Annotated in this window: 14 protein-coding genes; 4 read left to right on the top strand and 10 right to left on the bottom strand. The window is 73.0% G+C overall.

The window, feature by feature from the left end; genetic code table 11:
• The first annotated feature begins 193 nt into the window (after window positions 1-193).
• Window positions 194-1030 (top strand): DUF2182 domain-containing protein, encoded by an 837-nt coding sequence (locus tag ACIRPU_RS02765; protein WP_403860699.1) that lies wholly within the window; start codon window positions 194-196, stop codon window positions 1028-1030.
• 49 nt (window positions 1031-1079) lie between these two features.
• On the opposite strand, the gene ACIRPU_RS02770 is transcribed toward ACIRPU_RS02765, so the two are convergent.
• Both ACIRPU_RS02770 and ACIRPU_RS02775 read right to left on the bottom strand, forming a co-directional pair.
• Complete coding sequence (locus ACIRPU_RS02770; protein WP_403860702.1) at window positions 1080-1736, bottom strand: DUF1326 domain-containing protein; 657 nt, start codon at window positions 1734-1736, stop codon at window positions 1080-1082.
• A gap of 117 nt (window positions 1737-1853) precedes the next feature.
• Complete coding sequence (locus ACIRPU_RS02775; RefSeq protein ID WP_403860705.1) at window positions 1854-2399, bottom strand: SRPBCC family protein; 546 nt, start codon at window positions 2397-2399, stop codon at window positions 1854-1856.
• 131 nt (window positions 2400-2530) lie between these two features.
• Here ACIRPU_RS02775 and ACIRPU_RS02780 point away from each other — a divergent pair, with 131 nt between their 5' ends.
• Both ACIRPU_RS02780 and ACIRPU_RS02785 read left to right on the top strand, forming a co-directional pair.
• The gene (locus ACIRPU_RS02780; protein WP_403860708.1) at window positions 2531-3430 is read left to right on the top strand and encodes a helix-turn-helix domain-containing protein; all 900 of its coding nucleotides are present in this window, start codon (window positions 2531-2533) and stop codon (window positions 3428-3430) included.
• A 228-nt stretch (window positions 3431-3658) separates the two neighbouring features.
• On the top strand, window positions 3659-4630 hold the full coding sequence (locus ACIRPU_RS02785; RefSeq protein ID WP_403860711.1) for a hypothetical protein: 972 nt from the start codon (window positions 3659-3661) through the stop codon (window positions 4628-4630).
• Window positions 4631-4641: 11 nt separating this feature from the next.
• On the opposite strand, the gene ACIRPU_RS02790 is transcribed toward ACIRPU_RS02785, so the two are convergent.
• Window positions 4642-5889 (bottom strand): MFS transporter, encoded by a 1248-nt coding sequence (locus ACIRPU_RS02790; RefSeq protein WP_403860714.1) that lies wholly within the window; start codon window positions 5887-5889, stop codon window positions 4642-4644.
• A gap of 250 nt (window positions 5890-6139) precedes the next feature.
• Window positions 6140-7213, bottom strand: coding sequence for a LacI family DNA-binding transcriptional regulator (locus ACIRPU_RS02795; protein ID WP_403860717.1), 1074 nt, complete (start codon window positions 7211-7213; stop codon window positions 6140-6142).
• Window positions 7214-7607: 394 nt separating this feature from the next.
• Here ACIRPU_RS02795 and ACIRPU_RS02800 point away from each other — a divergent pair, with 394 nt between their 5' ends.
• Window positions 7608-9161, top strand: coding sequence for a discoidin domain-containing protein (locus ACIRPU_RS02800; RefSeq protein ID WP_403860720.1), 1554 nt, complete (start codon window positions 7608-7610; stop codon window positions 9159-9161).
• Between the two features lie 35 nt (window positions 9162-9196).
• Here ACIRPU_RS02800 and ACIRPU_RS02805 read toward each other — a convergent pair whose 3' ends face one another.
• The 6 genes from ACIRPU_RS02805 to ACIRPU_RS02830 form a co-directional block, all read right to left on the bottom strand.
• The gene (locus ACIRPU_RS02805) at window positions 9197-9883 is read right to left on the bottom strand and encodes a class F sortase (protein ID WP_403860723.1); all 687 of its coding nucleotides are present in this window, start codon (window positions 9881-9883) and stop codon (window positions 9197-9199) included.
• A gap of 263 nt (window positions 9884-10146) precedes the next feature.
• The gene (locus ACIRPU_RS02810) at window positions 10147-10575 is read right to left on the bottom strand and encodes a sortase-dependent protein (protein ID WP_403860726.1); all 429 of its coding nucleotides are present in this window, start codon (window positions 10573-10575) and stop codon (window positions 10147-10149) included.
• 124 nt (window positions 10576-10699) lie between these two features.
• The gene (locus tag ACIRPU_RS02815) at window positions 10700-12751 is read right to left on the bottom strand and encodes a sensor histidine kinase (protein ID WP_403860729.1); all 2052 of its coding nucleotides are present in this window, start codon (window positions 12749-12751) and stop codon (window positions 10700-10702) included.
• Complete coding sequence (locus tag ACIRPU_RS02820; protein ID WP_403861582.1) at window positions 12738-13505, bottom strand: response regulator transcription factor; 768 nt, start codon at window positions 13503-13505, stop codon at window positions 12738-12740. The genes ACIRPU_RS02815 and ACIRPU_RS02820 overlap by 14 nt, the downstream gene beginning before the upstream one ends.
• A 108-nt stretch (window positions 13506-13613) precedes the next feature.
• Window positions 13614-14774 carry an FAD-dependent oxidoreductase gene (locus ACIRPU_RS02825; RefSeq protein WP_403860732.1) on the bottom strand — a complete coding sequence of 387 codons (1161 nt, stop codon included), beginning with the start codon at window positions 14772-14774 and terminating at the stop codon, window positions 13614-13616.
• 132 nt (window positions 14775-14906) lie between these two features.
• Entirely contained in the window at window positions 14907-15779 is an 873-nt protein-coding gene (locus ACIRPU_RS02830; RefSeq protein ID WP_403861585.1) for an LLM class flavin-dependent oxidoreductase, read from the bottom strand.
• Window positions 15780-15895 lie beyond the last annotated feature (116 nt).

The raw sequence follows: 15895 nt of genomic DNA on the forward strand, positions 1-15895 counted from the left end.
TTCAGAACCACCTGTCGGCAGCAGCCCTTGTCCTCGGCTTCCGGGCAGGTGTGATCGGCCTCCACCGCCGGCACCACCGTGTGTACAGGCCCTGCCGAAGGGAGCGGCCCGTGCTCGATGGGCCAGGGCCGCGCGAGGTCGCGCCCCACAAGGATGCGTGCTGTCCTGGAAGTCTCCGCAGGAGTACACGCCGATGCGTCACAGCCGGATTTCCACCTTCGTATCCGCCCGGTCGCCCGCGCCGACCGGAGCCGGCGGAGGGTTGCTGCCGGCGCGGGACCTCGCGGCCGCCTGGTTCCTGGTCGTCCTGATCGCGGTGCCGGCCTGGGCGCTGACGATCGGGCAGGCCCGGGAGATAGGGGTCGAGCCCGGCACGATGGGGATGGCGCTGCCGCTGTTCCTGCTGCTGTGGGTGACGATGATGGCGGCCATGATGCTGCCGTCCATGGCGCCGGTGGCCATCACATGGGTGCGGGGGATCGGCCGGCAGTCCTCCGGCTGGCCGCGGACCGTGCGCATTGTCGAGTTCGTGGGCGGGTACCTGCTGGTGTGGACCGCCTTCGGCCTGCTCGCCTACGCCGCCCTGACCCTTACCGGCGGACTGGTGGACGACCACCCGACCGTCGGCCGCTGGATCGGCGCGGTGGCCTTCCTGCTCGCGGGCCTGTATCAGCTCGGCCCCCTCAAGTACGTATGTCTGCGGCACTGCCGCGACCCCATGAGCCAGCTGGTGCGCTACGCCGGGTTCCGGCAGCCGGCCCGCGACCTTCGGGTCGGCGTCCATCACGGCGCCTACTGTGTCGGCTGCTGCGCGGGACTGATGGTCGTCCTGATCCCGCTCGGCGTGATGAACGTGGCGGCGATGGCCGGACTGGCCGTGGTGATCTTCGTGGAGAAGCTGTGGCCCCGTGGCCCGCTACTCGCCCGGGTGGTGGGCATCGCGTTCCTCGTGCTGGCCGTGCTCGCGCCGTTCCAGGACTGGCTGCTGCCGGGGTTGCGGGGGGCGATGCCGTCGATGGGCGGCATGTGACTCACCTGGTCCCCGGTGACCGTGCGCTCCCGCCCGGCCGCCCAGCTCGTCAGTCGGGACCGCTCCAGTCGAAGGGGAAGTGTTTGCTCGACTTTCCCGAGCGTTCCCACGAGAAGCCGAACGCCTCGGCGCGGTCGACGGTGGCCCGTCCCCAGGTGGCGACCTGGCCAGGCCCGACCTCGGCGCCCGGGGCGTTGTGAACCTGGACTCGTGCGCCGTCCGCGGACGTCGGACCGGTGAGTGCCTCAGCGGCGGCCGTGACCCGGCCCGGGATCTCGGCTCGCCAGGTCGCGAGGTCCTCGTCGATCTCCACGTGGATGGGGGCGATGTCCATGCCGCGCATCTCAGGGTGGAGCATCGCTCCGAACTGTGCGGGCCATCCGCCCGCCTCACCGCCGAAGATGGCCCCGAGTGCACCGCGCTGCCGCTCGTCGGCGCGCTCGTCGAGGAAGACCGCGGCGTACGCGTCGGTGTGCGTGCCGGCCCAGACGTTGCCGACGAACGAGCCGAGCATCAGGACGTTGAGATCGTCGAGCCGCACGTCGCCGAAGCTTCCTTCCCGTATGTGCCAGACCAGCACGCCTTCGCAGTCGCCGTACGTCGGGGGCTGTGCGAACGTGCAAGGGCACGGTATGGCGCAGTTGCACACATCGAACCAATCACCGGCCAGGCGCCAACGCGTACCGGTGGTGACCTGCTCTGTCATCTCGCTTCCCTCCTGCCGAGCCCCAGGGAGCTCACTCGGAGTGACGAGACCGCGAGGCGGCCTCCATTCCAGCTTGCACCTCGCGTCCCGGTCGGGGAAACCCGGCCACCGTGGAGTTCACGTGCGAGGTCCGTTCCGGGGCACAGCCCACGTGACGCTCTTGGTGTCGGCGATCCACTCCGCCAGGGCGAGCAGGGTGGACTCCGCGCTGGCGGCCATGTGGTCCCGCAACGAATGGACGTCCTGGAGGGTGTCGCCCAGGACCGGATCCAGGCGCAGCAACTGCCAGGACTGCTGGACGATGCTGCCCCGGCCCTGCTCGTGGAAGTTCCAGTCCCAGCGCACGATGCCGTGGTCGGCGCCGCCGACGACGAAGGCGAACGCGGTGCCCGGATCGGCCCGCACCACCTCGGAGTGGGTGACCCATTCGCGCCCGTCCCGGCGGTTACGGCCGCTGAACCGGGCGCCGACCCACGGACCGTCGCCGGGCGCGTAGCTCACCCCGCCGGCGCTCGGACTCCACGTCTCGATCAGTGACACGTCGCTGATGAGGTCGTAGACGGAGTCCGGCGTCGCGTCGACCCAGCACCGCCGAGTGAAGGTGAAGGGGGCCGGGTCGAGCCCGGCCAGGGCGTGTCGGGGGTCGGATGCGGTGGCGCTCATGGATTCTCCCGGAAGCGATGAAGAGGAACGCGGCCCATCCTGGAGACCGGGGCCGGGCCGAGCCAGACCCTGCCGATCCCTACCCCGGCGGGGTGAGGCACGGATGGTCGGCGGTGCGCATACTCGGTTCCATGAACGAGCACGGGCACCTCGCCGACTTCCTCCAGGCACGCCGAAGCCAACTGCGTCCCCAGGACGTCGGGTTGGAGACCTACGGCGAACGGCGCCGGGTGCCCGGGCTGCGGCGGGAGGAGCTCGCGATGCTCGCGGGCATCAGCGCGCCCTACTACACCCGCCTGGAGCAGGGCCAGTCGCGCAACGCCTCGCGCGAGGTGCTCGACGCCGTGGCGAGCGCCCTGCGACTCGACGAGTCCGAGCGCGCCCATCTGCACACCCTGGCCCGTGCGCCGAGAAGGTCCAGGGCGGTCGGCAGGCCGCCCGTCGAACGCGTCACCCCGGCGATGAGCGCCCTGCTCGCGGCCGTCGAGGGCACACCCGCCGTCGTCCTCGGCCGCCGCAGCGATGTCCTGGCCTGGAACAGGCCGGGTCACGGGCTGTTCGCGGGCCATCTCGATCGGGACAGTCCCGACGACCCGGGCCGACGGCCGAACATGGCCAGGCTGGTGTTCCTCGACGCGCACACCCGTGACCTGTACACCGACTGGCCCGCCAAGGCCCGGGCCGTGGTGGGCAACCTGCGCCTGACGGCCGGCCGCTTCCCGAACGATCCACTGCTTGCCGGACTGATCGGTGAACTGACCATGCACAGCACGGAGTTCGCCACGATGTGGGCCGATCACCGGATCCTGGCCTGCGATGTCGCCGACTACGAGATGCGCCACCCGCTGGTCGGGACGCTGGCGGTCACCCAGCAGACATTGCAGAGCCCGCAAGGATCCGGACCGTCCCTGGTGGTGGCCACGGCCGCCCCCGGCTCCGCGTCCGCGACGGCCTTGACCCTGCTCGCCCACACCACCGCCCCGCGGAAATCGACCCAGCCGCGCCCCGGCGCCGCGACCCGCACCCCCTGACCCGAGCCCCTCGTCGCCCGGGGCCGTCCGGCGCGCGCGTATCCGCCGGCGCCGGAGCGTCCCGCGGCCGGGCCGTCCCTCTCGCGGACCGCCCGGCCGGGAAACGTCCGCACCCGTAGCGCTCCCGCGCCCGCCGGTCGGCATCACGATCACGGCCGCCCCCGAAGCGGCTCTCGCCCACGGCACCGCACCGCGGCTGCCGCATGCCCGAAAACAGCGAAGGAACCCATGTCCGAGCGAAGCATCAAACTGATCATGTCGGCAGTCGTGGTGGCCGCAGCCGCCCTCACGGCGGCTGTGCCCGCCGACGCGACGACCGACACAGGACCCGTGACGGCCGTGCGGGTCGCCACCCACTTCGACCTGTCCGCGGGGCAGATGCCGGAGAACATCACCCTGCTGCCCGACGGCACGGCGGACGTCACCTTCGCCGCCAGCCGCCAGGTGGCCCAGGTCTCTCCCCGGGGCGCGACGCGCGTCCTGGCGACGCTGCCTGCACCCGCCGACGGCGGAGTGGACACACCGGTCCTCGGCTTCCCCCTGGCCACCGGCATCGTCCACACCTCGGACGGCACCGTGTACGTGCTGTACGCGACCGGCACGGCCGACCTGACGGGGTTGTGGCGGCTGCGCCCCGGGCAGCCGCCACAGCGCATCGCCGCACTGCCCGCGGGCGGTCTGCCCAACGGGCTGGCTCTGGACGAGCGCAGCGAACAGCTCTACATCACCGACTCGGTACTCGGCACCGTATGGACCGTCCCCGTCACCGGCGGCGCGCCCACCGCGTGGTCCACCGCCCCCGAACTCGCCTCGACCGGCTTCCTCGGAGCCAACGGCGTGAAGGTGCACCGCGGCGCGCTGTGGGTGACCAACCTGGACCGGGGCACCGTCCTGCGCATTCCGATCCGTTCGGGAAACCGGGCGGGAGCACCGCAGGTCAAGGCGACGGGCCTGGTCGGTATCGACGATTTCACCTTCACCGGCCGCGGAGACGAGATCCTCGCCGCCCTCAACGGCCCCAACACGGTCGTGCGCATCCGGCCCGACGGCACCGGCACCACCGTTCTGGACGCGGCCGACGGACTCCAGAACCCCACGTCCGTCGCGCTGCGCGGCAACGAGGTGTACGTACTCAGCGCCGCCTACACCACGGCCACCGACCCCAATCTCCTGCGCGCCCGCCTGCGTAACCACCGGTAGGACCAGGCCCGTCACCTCGTGCGCTGAGCCGCCGGCGCCGCTTCCACGGAGTGGGTCCGCGTCCGTCCGGCAGGCTGGTGGCGTTGGGCCGAGCGGACGGCGAGCGGTGCCGCCAGGCCCGTCAGCGCGAACAGGGCTCCCACGACACACCACCCGGGCCGGCCCCAGCCGATGCACAGCGCGATGAGCAGTGCCGGTCCGAGGGCCTCGGCCAGTCCGGCGCCCAGGCCGAACACTCCGAGGTACTGGCCGGTGGCGTGCCGTGGGGCGAGAGCGAAGGACACCTCGAAGCCGGCGGCGGAGTGCCACAGCTCGCCGACGGTGTGGATCACCACCGCGGTGAGGAGCACCGTCGCGGCGGCCCATGCGGGTATGCCGGCGGACAGGGAGATCAGCGAACACGAGAGGAGGAAGGCCACGCCTGCCCGACGGTAGGCGTGGCCGCCGGCCGTGGGGGAGACGACGCTGCGGCTCGCTCGCACCTGGAACGCGACGACGATGACGGTGCCGGTGAGCATGGTGCCCGAGATGAGCCAGTGCGGGGCCGTAGTGGCACCGACCAGCCAGAGCGGGATGGCCACGGTGAGCACCTTGAACTGGATGGCCATGACCCCGTCGAGTGCGGTGATCAGCAGGTAGGGGCGGTCTCTGAGAGCGATCCGGCGAGGACCGCCGGTGGGGGCGAGGGGCGCGACCGGCGGCAGGGAGGTGAGGAGCGCCGCGGAGACCAGGAAGGCGATCGCGTTGCCGACGACCATGAGCTGATAGGCGGTGAGCGTGCCGACCTGGACGACCGCCCCCGCTCCCACGGCGCCGAGGGAGATGCCGACGTTGGTCACCGCGCGGAGATAGGCGCGGAACTCCTGCGGCCGGTCGCCTCCGTAGTGCCTGATGAGTGGACTGCGCGCGGCCGTACCGGCCGCCTTGGCCCCGGCGGCCACGGTGACCACGAGAACGAACGGCCAGAAGCTGTCCGCCAGTACGAAGCCGGCTGTGGCCAGTGCCTGGACGACGAGGGTGGTGGCGTAGACGCCGCGTGCTCCGTATCTGTCCGCCAGATGACCGACCGCGACACCCAGGGCCAGAGCGGCGAGACCGGCGATGCCGAGACCGAGCCCCACCTGGCTTGCCGGAAGGTGGACCGCCTCCGTGAAGTACAGCACCCCAGCGGTCAGATACAGGCCGCTGCCGACGGTGTAGACGAAGTTCGAGATCACGAGGACGCGCTGCGGTCCGGTGTCCGGCATCAGGCGGGGCATGGCGAGACTCCACGTCACAGGCAGGCGGTAAGGACCCGCCAAGCCTGTTGCATATTACTTGCAATAGCAAGAGACTCGCAGAAACGGAGGCTGGGGCGGCCCCCCCGGACCGGGCGGACCGCCGCCCCCCGGACCGCCGTTCCCCGGACCGCCGTCCCGCGGATCGCCGTTCCCCGGGGCGCCGGAGCGGGCCTGTGTCTCGTCGGCGTCGCCGGTCAGGCCGGTTTCACGGTCGTCTCGCCGCCCGGTGTCACGCGTCGGTGCGGCCCGTGCTCTCGCGGACGATCAGATCGGTGCCGACGAAGGTCGGAGCGGGGGGCCGGCAGTCGTTCTCCAACTGGCTGCGCAGGAGGGCGAAGGCGTCGCGGCCCAGTCCCTGGAAGTCCATCCGGATGGTCGTGAGGGAGGGGGTGAGGAACCCCGAGTGCGGGGCGTCGTCGAAGCCGATGACGCTGACGTCTCCCGGCACCGCCCGGCCGGCGTGGTGCAGGGCGCGCAGCACGCCCAGCGCCAGGTCGTCGTTGCCGCAGAGGATCGCCGTGACGCCCGGGTCGTGGGCGAGTTGCCGTCCCTCGTCGTAGCCGACCTGCGCGTCCCAGCCCTTGCCGCCGTGGGGTTCGGGCGGGGTGACGCCGGCCGTTTCCAGGGCCGCGCGCCAGCCCTGCGCACGCGGTCCTTCCGAGTGCCGGGTGCCCACCGACGTCGGGATCGCGACGTAGTGCACGGTCCGGTGCCCGAGCTCCAGCAGATGCGCGGTGGCGGCGCGGGCCGCTTCACGGTCGTCGGCCCACACGGCCGGACGGGGAGGGGTCCGGCCGTGTGAGGGCGCTTCGACGACCGCGGCGCACGGCACGTTCTCCGGGACCCGGTCCAGGGCCGAGGCGCCGAGCCGGTCGAAGCCGATGACCATCAGTCCGCCGCCGTCGTCCGCCGCCGAGGAGATGGTGCGGTCCAGGTCGTCCTCGGGCGTCAGCAGCTTCACGCCCAGCGAGTAACCCGCGGCGCGGGCCGCTTCCTCCAGGCCCTGGAGGGTGGCCGCGTATCCGTAGAGGGTGGTGTTCGACGTCAGTACGGTGACCGACCGGTTGACGCCGCCGGCCAGCGCGAACGCGGTGGCGTTGCGTCGGAAGCCCAGCGCCTCGACGGCCGCCTCGACCCGCTTGCGGGTCTCCTCGCGGACGTTCGGGTGGCTGTTGATGACCCTCGAGACGGTCTGGTAGGAGACGCCCGCAGCCCGAGCGACATCCCGGATACTGGCGGCCTTGCGCGGTTCCGGGCCGGGACCCGGGGGACTGGCGGGGCTCGTGTGACCGGTCACATCCATGTCACGATTGTGGGCGGTCACGACGTCGACCGTCAACACGAACCCGGGATTTTCCGGCGATCGTACCAGCGCACGACGCGCGCCGACCGGCGCGGAGCCGGTGTGGAGCGGGTGCGGAGCCGGTGGGGAACTGGGTGGCGAACCGGGTGCGGAGTGGGGGGCCGCCACGGTCATCCACTCCGCGTGGTGAGTCGCCTTCGCCGTACGTCACTCCATCCCGTCACCGCCGGCGCGCCCGCGACCCGGGACGCCGCCGACGGACGACGTGAATCGCGGTGCGAGGGCGGCGACTCGGGTGACCGGGATTGTCAGAGCGGGGCGCTAGGGTCCCCATGAAACGCGTCACCTCCCTTTGGTGGCAGCGTTGTTGACTGTCTATCAGGAGCTGAGCGCCATGAGCATGAAGGCCACCTTCGCCGACTTCTCCGTCGACCCGGCCCGGCTGTCCAACGCCGTGGTCACGCATGACCGGGCCGAGTTCGGCGGATCCCACCTGACGCTGAACGCGGGCGGAACGGTGACGCTGGACTTCGAGGTGGCGGACCCGGAGGACATCCCCGAGGCGACGCTCACCGTCACGGCCCTGGTCTCCAGGCTCGGCTCCGCCCCCGGCCACGCCCCGATCGACGTACTGCTCCAGGGCGAGTCGCTGGCCGAAGACCTCACCGTGCCCGGCGGCGGAGACCTTCCGCAGGACAACGTGTTCGCGGTGCCGGCCCTCCTGCTGAAGCCGGGGACCAACACCCTGGAGATACGGGCGTCGGCCGAGGCGCGCAGCATGCTCCACCTCTACCGGATCACCCTGGACTCCATCGACGAGCGGGGCCGCTCGGAGCGCGGGCTGGCGGCACAGGCCGCCCGGAACTCGGTCTTCGCCTTCCGGACGGAACTCCGCGCCGCCCACGCGGCCTCGGCCACGCCCTGGGAAGCGGCACCGCGGCTGGTGTTCCACCTCGACCGGGACGAGCACTCGCTGCCCGCGCAGCTCGGCTGGCGAGGGGAGGACGGGGCCGAATCGGCCATCAGCTTCCAGTCGAACATGTCCGACTTCCACGGCTGCCACCGCAGCGCCGACGGTACGGCCTACGAGTACCGCGGCCGCCTCACCGGCGACTGGGCCTTCCCGGAGGGTATCGAGGAGACGTCGGCGTCCGGGCTGCACCGCTTCCGCACGGAGGAGGGATACGGCGGTGACTGGCACAGCTCGCACGAACTGCGGTTGCTGGTGGACGACGGCGGGGCCGCCGTGGAGCGGGTGACCTGGCGGGATCAGCGAGGCAACTCCGGCGTGGCCATGCTCCAGGCCGTGTCCGGCGAAGCCGGAACCACCGACGTCCGGGTGACCGACGTCGAGGCGAGCGACGAGTTCGCGCAAGGCGGCGAGACGGCGGACAACCTGCTGACCGGCAGCCGGACCAAGTGGCTGGTGCACGACGACACCGCCCAGCTCCACTTCACCCTCGCCCGCTCCGCCGTCGTCACCTCCTACACGCTGATGTCGGCGAACGACTGCCCCGATCGCGATCCGCGCGACTGGACCCTCGACGGCTCGCACGACGGCCGTACCTGGACGCGCGTGGACTCCCGCGCCGAGGAGACCTTCAGCGGCCGCTTCGAGACCAGGGAGTTCCGCCTCCGTGCCCCTGCCCCGGGCTACCGCTACTACCGCCTCGACATCACCGACAACTCCGGCGCGGACGAGACCCAGCTCGCCCGGGTCCGCTTCGTGGAAGGCCCCACCGGCCGGGCGTTCACCGGCTATTACCAGCGTTACAACGAGGGCCCGATCGGCTATCGCGGTACGCCGGTCCCCACGCCCGCACCCGTACCGGCGCCCCTCGCCATCCCGGCGCCCCTCCTGGCCGCGGACCTGGAGGCGGCCGTCCAGTCCCTGACCGACACCGCCCAGACCCTGGCCGCCCTGGCGACCCGCCTGCGCGAGAGCTGAGCGGGGCGCCCCGCCGGGCGGTTCCGGCGCGTGGGTCAGTCCCGCGTCGCGTAGACGATGAGGTTGTTCACCGGGTGTCCCTCGGCGTCGAAGTCGCCGTCGCAGGTGATCAGCCGCAGGGCGCGGTCCCCCGTCGGGCCGTACACCTTCTCGGTGGGGAAGGAGCTCTTGCTGACGCTCTCGGTGCCGGTGACGGAGAAGTGCGCCGCATCCCCCTGTGCGTCGGTGACGGTGATGTCCGCGCCCTTGACGATCTTGGCGAGGTCGTGGAAGACGGCCTTGCCGAACCGGGTGTCGTTGTGGCCGATGATGACGGCGGCACCGGGCTCACCGGGCACGGCACCGCCGGTGTACCAGCCGGCGGTCATGCCCTGGTCGGCCGGCGGGACCTCGACGGTGCCGTCCGTGTCGAGGCCGAGCTCCATCAGGGAACTGGTGATCCCGAGCGAGGGGATGCTCACCTCGGCGGGGGCCGGGGCCTGCTCGGTCTTCTGCGGCGCGCCGCCGGACGCGGGGGCGCCCGCGGTCGTGGCGGAGGAAGCCGGGGTGGCCGCGGCGGCGGCCTTCTCGGGAGCGGCCGAGCAGCCGGTGAGCACGGCCAGCGCCACGGGTACGACGAGGGCGAGGCGGACGAGACGGGCGGCGGCCGGGACCGGGACCGGGACCGGGATCGGGATCAGCAGGGTGGCGCGGCGCCGTACCGGACGGTGTGCGGGGGACATGACGGGCTCCAAGCAGGGTGGGTGCGTGCATGCGCGCGGCGACACGCGGACGCCCTCGGGGGTGAGCGGAGGCGCGAGGCCGCCCTCGGGGGTGAGCGGTGGTCCGCGGCGATACGCGGAGGTGCGTGAAGGCGTGCGCCGATACGCGGAGGTGAGCGGTGGTCCGCGCGATACGCGGAGGTGCGTGAGGGCGTGCGCCGATAGGCGATGGCGCCGCCCGTGCGGGGCGGCGCCATGGTGTGCCAGTCGGGTGGGCTGCGGGGTCAGTCGGTGGGGCGGCCGGCGGCGCGGCGGCGTACGACGAAGGTGCCCGCGCCCGCGAGCAGCAGGGCGCCGGCGGCGGAACCGACGAGAGCGGCGGTGCCGGAGGCGCTGCCGGCGGCCGGGGCCTCGCCCGCGTCGACGCCGCCCCTCGGCAGCTGCTTGGCGGCCTCGGCCTTCCTGGCCGCGGCCACCGCTTCCTCCTTCGCCTTGGCCGCCTTGTCGGCTTCGGCCTTCCTCTTGGCCACGGCCGAGTCCGCGCGGTCCGTCGGCGCGGACGCCGCCGGGGACGGGTCGTCGGCGACGGCCGCGGTGGCGGGGGCGAGCAGCGCGCCGCCCGCGAGGGCGGTCAGCAGGGCGAGACGCAGGATGGGACGGCGGCGGGACATGTATGACTCCAGTTCCAGCCCGGCCTCGGTGGCCGCGGGCATGACCGAAGACTTGCCGTCACTTGTGAAGAAGCTGTCAGAGCGTCGTCGTCATCGCATCAGGGTCGTCCCATCAGGGTTGTCGCATCGGTCATTGCGTCGAGGTCGTCGCATCGAGGTCGTCGCATCAAGGGCGGACGGCGGTCTCCTCGTCGGGCCTCGGCCGTTCGGCGTTCCCGTCGGGCATGGCCGGCAACCGCAGGGTGAACACGGAGCCCTGTCCCTCGGTGCTCGTCACGGTCGCCGTGCCCCCGTGCGCCTCGGCCAGCTTGAGCACGATCGCCAGCCCGAGGCCGCTGCCGCCGGTGCTGCGGTTGCGGGACTTCTCCGCCCGCCAGAAACGGTCGAACACATGCGGGACATCGCCCGCCGGGATGCCGCTGCCGGTGTCGGACACCTCCACCGCCACCTCGTCCCCGGCCTTCGTGACGTACGAACGCAGCGTCACCCGGCCGCCGGGCGGGGTGTGGCGTACCGCGTTGGAGAGCAGGTTGCTGACGGCCTGGCGCAGCCGGACCGGGTCGGCCTCGACCGGCGGCGGGGGAGGGGCGTCGGACGCCGTGGCGACCTTCAGGGTCACACCGGCGGTCTCGGCCGGCCCCTGGTGCGCCGCGGCGACATGGCCGAGCAGGTCGTCGACGGTCACCGGCTCCAGGTGCAGCCGCAGCGCGCCCGCCTCGGCCGCCCCCAGGTCCTGGAGGTCGTTGATGAGGTGCTGGAGCTGCACCGCCTCGTCGAGGAGCGAGGAGACGAACGCCGGGTCCGGCTCGGCCAGACCGTCGTGCGCGGCCTCCAGCCAGCCACGGATGTTGCTCAGCGGGGTGCGCAGTTCGTGGGCGACGTCGCTGACCATCACCTTGCGCGCCTCCTCGAGCCGGGTCCGGTGCGCGGCCATGTCGTTGAAGGCCAGCGCAAGCCGTCCGATCTCGTTGTCCGCGCCGACCGGGACGGGAGCCGAGTCCAGGCCGTCCCGCATCCGCTGGGCGGCGCCGGTGAGCGCGTGCAGCGGGCGTACCAGCCGGGTCCCGGCGATCACCGAGGCGCCGACGGTGAGGGCGAGGACGAGGGCCGTGACCCCGGCGATGCGCGCCGTGTTGGCCGGTGAGAGGTCGAAGCCGGGCACGCTGACGGCGCCGGGTCCGTCGATGAACAGCAGGGCGGGCGCGGCGACATAGGCCGTGAGCTGTTCACGACGGGCGCTGCCGACACAGGCGGCCACGGCCCGGTCGTAGCCGCTGTCGCGGGCCCGGTCCGCGCCGTCGGACGGAACGCCCGCCGCGTCCGCCTTCTCCTCGGCCGTGCGCCGCGCTATCACCTCTTTCTTGGCGATGCCGGTGTCGGGCACGGGGACGGGCGCCGACGAGCCGACATCCGCGCCTTCCTGCCCGTATCCCCGGTCCCAGGACAGATCCAGGTTCAGTTTCACGCCCGTGCGGCCCTGTCGCTTCAGACAGGCGTCGGCGAGCTGCTCCAGCGCCCGCAGGGCCTTCTCCTCGGTCGCGGTGGTCTCGGCGCCACCGGCGTACAGACACTTCAGCTCGCTGTCGCGGTCGGCGCCGTCGCTCACGAACCGGAGCCAGGGCCGCCCACTGGGGCTGTCGACGACGTCCGCGGCGATCCCCATCCCCGCGAGGCACTCCGTGCTGCGGGCGGTGGCCCTGCGCAGGACCGCTCGTTCCTTCGCGGGCAGCAGGAACGGTCCGACGGCCCGTGGATCGACGCGGTCCGTGCCGACCGGAACGGCGTCGGGCACCAGCACGGTGTCGACCGACAGCGGGTCGACGACCGCCGAAGCCTGCGTGGGCAGCTCGGCGGCGGGCGAGGCGCCGGCGGCGGAGTCGAAGAGCGGCTGCCGGTCCTCGGTGGTCAGCACGATCCGGCGTCCGGCCTCCCGGGCCAGGTCCCGTACGGCGCCGTCGACGCCCGCCCAGTCGGCATGGCCGGCCGCGTAGCCCAGCAGGGTGTCGTAGATCCTCGCGTCGGTGCTGAGGTTGCGCCCCTGTTCCTGACGGATCGCGACGGAGGTCGTCTGCACGGCGAGCCAGGCGGTGGCGGCGACCGAGCAGAAGGCCACCAGCGCCGACACGGTGAGCAGGCGGCCGAGCAGGCTCTTGCGGAGCGGCAGCCGGGTCCGCCCTGCCGGCCCCGTCCGCCCTGCCCGCTCGTCACGACGACGCACGGCGTGCTCCCTTGGCCGGGTCGGTCAGCTTGTAGCCGACGCCGAAGACGGTGAGCAGCCGGACCGGCCGCCGCGGGGCCCGCTCGATCTTCTTGCGCAGATGCATGACGTGCACATCGACGGTGCGGCCGCTGATGTACTTGTCGAAGCCGTGCAGCTCCGCCAGGAGCCGCTGCCTGGTGAACACCCGGTCGGGTTCCGCCGCCATCGCGGCGAGGATGCGGAACTCGCCGGGAGTGCACACGACCGGCGCCCCGCCGACCGACACCTCGTGCCGGGCCGGATCGACCCGGAGCGTGCCGACCGTCAGGGCGTCGTCGCTCTCGGCCTCGGCGGGGGCGGGCGCCGGCGCGTTGCCGGGCGTGGGCGTGGGGTCGGCGGCGGGCGAGGGGGCTGCGGGGCGCCGGTTGCGGCGCAGCAGCGTGCGGACCCGGGCCACCAGCTCACGGGGGCTGAACGGCTTGGTCATGTAGTCGTCGGCGCCGAGATCCAGCCCGAGCAGGAGATCGTCCTCCGTGCTGCGGGCCGTCAGCATCAGGACCGGTACCTCCCGGTCCTCGGCGCGCAGGATCCGCACCACGTCGAGGCCGTCGGCCCGGGGCATCATCACATCGAGGACGAGCAGATCGGGTTCCCGGTGCCGGACCTCCTCGAGAGCCGCACGGCCGTCCTCGACGACCGTGACCGCGTGTCCCTCGTGTTCGAGGTAACGACGCACCAGTTCTGCCTGCTTCGCGTCGTCTTCGGCGACCATGATGTTTGCGCACACGCCGAGGATCGTAGCGAGCGCAGGATCGGACCCTGCGGCAAGTCGCGGTGCGGCGGCGGGAGTTCGGGGGCGGGAGTTCGGGGTCCGTGCCGGTCAGCGCAGGGCGGTGGTCCACTCCAGTTGGCGGGTGATCTCCTCGTCGGGCCGGGCCGGCGGCGGGTTCCCGGGGGCGCGGGGCGGTGGGGTGTGGACGCCGCGGGAGATGTTGCCGCTGACGGTCGTGTTGTGTTCCACGCGGGGGCGGCGGAGCGCCTCGTAGTGGGCGAGCGCGGACTCGGTGTCCGGGGTGTCGCGCAGGCACTTGGCGAGGATCACCGCGTCCTCCAGGGCCATGGAGGCGCCCTGGCCGGTCGCGGGGGACGCGGCGTGCGCCGCGTCGCCGATGAGCAGGGTCCCACCGGAGCGCCAGGGCGTTCCGGCCGGCATCTCGCTCGCGTTGGTGACCAGGACGGGGGCCGTGGTGGCCGCGACGATGTCCGCGGCGGGCGTGGCGTCCGCGCGCAGCAACGGAACGAGCAGGTCACGCCATTGGGTGGGGGTGGCGTGCGCGATCTCGGCGGCGGTCAGCGGGGCGTCGGCGGAGACCCGGGCGAACCAGTACGTCTCCCCGTCCGGTGACGTCGTATGGCCGAAGGCGGCCCCGCTGCCGCGGATCATCGTGATGCACGCGGCCTCGTCCTCCCCGGCCGCCGGCGCGAGGGTGGTGTAGCCGTAGAAGACCCGCTGTCCCGCGTAACGGGGCTGTGCGGCGGGGGCGGTGGCCCGGCGGACCGCGGAGTTCAGGCCGTCGGCGCCGAGCAGCAGGTCGCCCGTCGCCGTGCCGCCGTCGGTGAAGTGTGCGGTGACGCCTTCGGGGCCGCTCTCGACGGAGGCGAGCCGGGCGCCGTGGACGACACCGATGCCGCGGCGGGCGGCCTCCGTCTGGAGGGCCGCGTTGAGTTCGCCGCGGCGCAGACACCGGTAGCGCAGCCGGGGGTCGTCGGCCTCGCCGAGCGGAGCGCGGGCCACCTCGCCGCCCGCGGCGTCCAGCAGCCGCATGCTGGTGAGCGGGAAGCCGATCGCGGTGACCGCGGGGGTCGCGTCGAGCTGCGCGAGCGCCCGCAGGCCGTTGCTCGCGAGGGTGAGGAACGCGCCGATGTCCTCGGCGGAGTCGGGATGCGCCTCGTACACGGCGACCTCCTGCCCCGCCTTGTCCAGCGCCAGAGCCGCCGCCGTGCCGGCGATCCCGCCGCCGATGACCAGTAGGCGCGCCATGCCTCACCCCGCTGTTCCGCTCATGGACGCACGGCCCCGTCGTCGTACGCCACCCACGACAGAACGCCCTGACGGCGGCCCGGAGTTCCGGCCGGACGCCGGATGGCCGGTCCGGGCCGCCCGTTCACCCGTTCAGCGTCCGAAAGCCGTCAGCACGGCTTCGAGCTGGCGCAGGGGTTCGGGGCCGACGACGCGCAGGACGACGGTGTCGGCGCCGGAGTCCGCCAGGGCCCGGATGTCGGCGACGGCCTGCGCGGGGGTGCCCGAGACGGTGAACACCTCCTCCTGCGGGCGGCCCAGCCAGGCGCCGTGGCCCTCGGTGTGCGGGTGCAGGAGCCGCGCGACCTGCTCGGGGTCGTCGCCCACACAGGCGAAGGACAGCACGGTCAGCGTGTGGTCGGGGCCGGCCCCGCCCTTGGCGGTGAGGGCCCGGGTGTTCTCCAGGTCCCGCGGGCCGTGCCCCTCGGCGATCAGGGTGCCGTCCGCGACCCGGCCGGACAGTTCGAGCGAGCGGGGACGGACCACGCCCGCCACCACCGGCGGCACCTGGACCGGCGGATGCACCAACCGCACGCCGTCCAGCCGCACTTCGCGGCCCTCCAGTTCGACCCGCTCGCCGCGCAGCAGCGCGCGCACGGAGGTGATCGTCTCCTCCAGGAGAGCCAGCGGCGAGCGGGGGGCGACGCCGACCGACTCCATCCACTCCCGCACCCCGTGCCCGATCCCGGCCACCAGCCGCCCCGGGAACACCCGGGCCAGCGTGGCCAGTTCCATCGCCAGCAACGCCGGACTGCGCAACGGCGCCGGTGCGATCCCGATGCCCACCCGCAGCCGCTCGGTCGCCCCCAGCGCCACCGCCGCGGCCGACACCCCGCCGGTCCAGCCGAGGTCCTCGACCACCCACAGGTCGTCCACCCCGAGCCCCTCGGCCCGCCGCGCGAACCCGGGCAACTCCTCGGGAGCCCAGTCGCGGTCGTACATGACACCGACCCGTACGTTCGTCACGTTCGTCATGCACCGGAACCTATGGGGTGGACGGCGGGTGGATCAACGGCGTATCCGGGCCGCGAGGCCGCCCCCGGGAGCCCGGCCCGCCCCTCTCGTCAGGGGCGTTGTCAGTG

This window comes from Streptomyces sp. NPDC102259, assembly GCF_044766465.1.
Taxonomy (GTDB): domain Bacteria; phylum Actinomycetota; class Actinomycetes; order Streptomycetales; family Streptomycetaceae; genus Streptomyces.

What these genes read in the sequence shown, in the direction of transcription:
- ACIRPU_RS02765 (WP_403860699.1), top strand. Translation starts at nt 194, where the DNA reads ATGCGTCACAGCCGGATTTCCACCTTCGTATCCGCCCGGTCGCCCGCG.
- ACIRPU_RS02770 (WP_403860702.1), bottom strand. Translation starts at nt 1,736, where the DNA reads ATGACAGAGCAGGTCACCACCGGTACGCGTTGGCGCCTGGCCGGTGAT.
- ACIRPU_RS02775 (WP_403860705.1), bottom strand. Translation starts at nt 2,399, where the DNA reads ATGAGCGCCACCGCATCCGACCCCCGACACGCCCTGGCCGGGCTCGAC.
- ACIRPU_RS02780 (WP_403860708.1), top strand. Translation starts at nt 2,531, where the DNA reads ATGAACGAGCACGGGCACCTCGCCGACTTCCTCCAGGCACGCCGAAGC.
- ACIRPU_RS02785 (WP_403860711.1), top strand. Translation starts at nt 3,659, where the DNA reads ATGTCCGAGCGAAGCATCAAACTGATCATGTCGGCAGTCGTGGTGGCC.
- ACIRPU_RS02790 (WP_403860714.1), bottom strand. Translation starts at nt 5,889, where the DNA reads ATGCCCCGCCTGATGCCGGACACCGGACCGCAGCGCGTCCTCGTGATC.
- ACIRPU_RS02795 (WP_403860717.1), bottom strand. Translation starts at nt 7,213, where the DNA reads ATGGATGTGACCGGTCACACGAGCCCCGCCAGTCCCCCGGGTCCCGGC.
- ACIRPU_RS02800 (WP_403860720.1), top strand. Translation starts at nt 7,608, where the DNA reads ATGAGCATGAAGGCCACCTTCGCCGACTTCTCCGTCGACCCGGCCCGG.
- ACIRPU_RS02805 (WP_403860723.1), bottom strand. Translation starts at nt 9,883, where the DNA reads ATGTCCCCCGCACACCGTCCGGTACGGCGCCGCGCCACCCTGCTGATC.
- ACIRPU_RS02810 (WP_403860726.1), bottom strand. Translation starts at nt 10,575, where the DNA reads ATGCCCGCGGCCACCGAGGCCGGGCTGGAACTGGAGTCATACATGTCC.
- ACIRPU_RS02820 (WP_403861582.1), bottom strand. Translation starts at nt 13,505, where the DNA reads ATGGTCGCCGAAGACGACGCGAAGCAGGCAGAACTGGTGCGTCGTTAC.
- ACIRPU_RS02825 (WP_403860732.1), bottom strand. Translation starts at nt 14,774, where the DNA reads ATGGCGCGCCTACTGGTCATCGGCGGCGGGATCGCCGGCACGGCGGCG.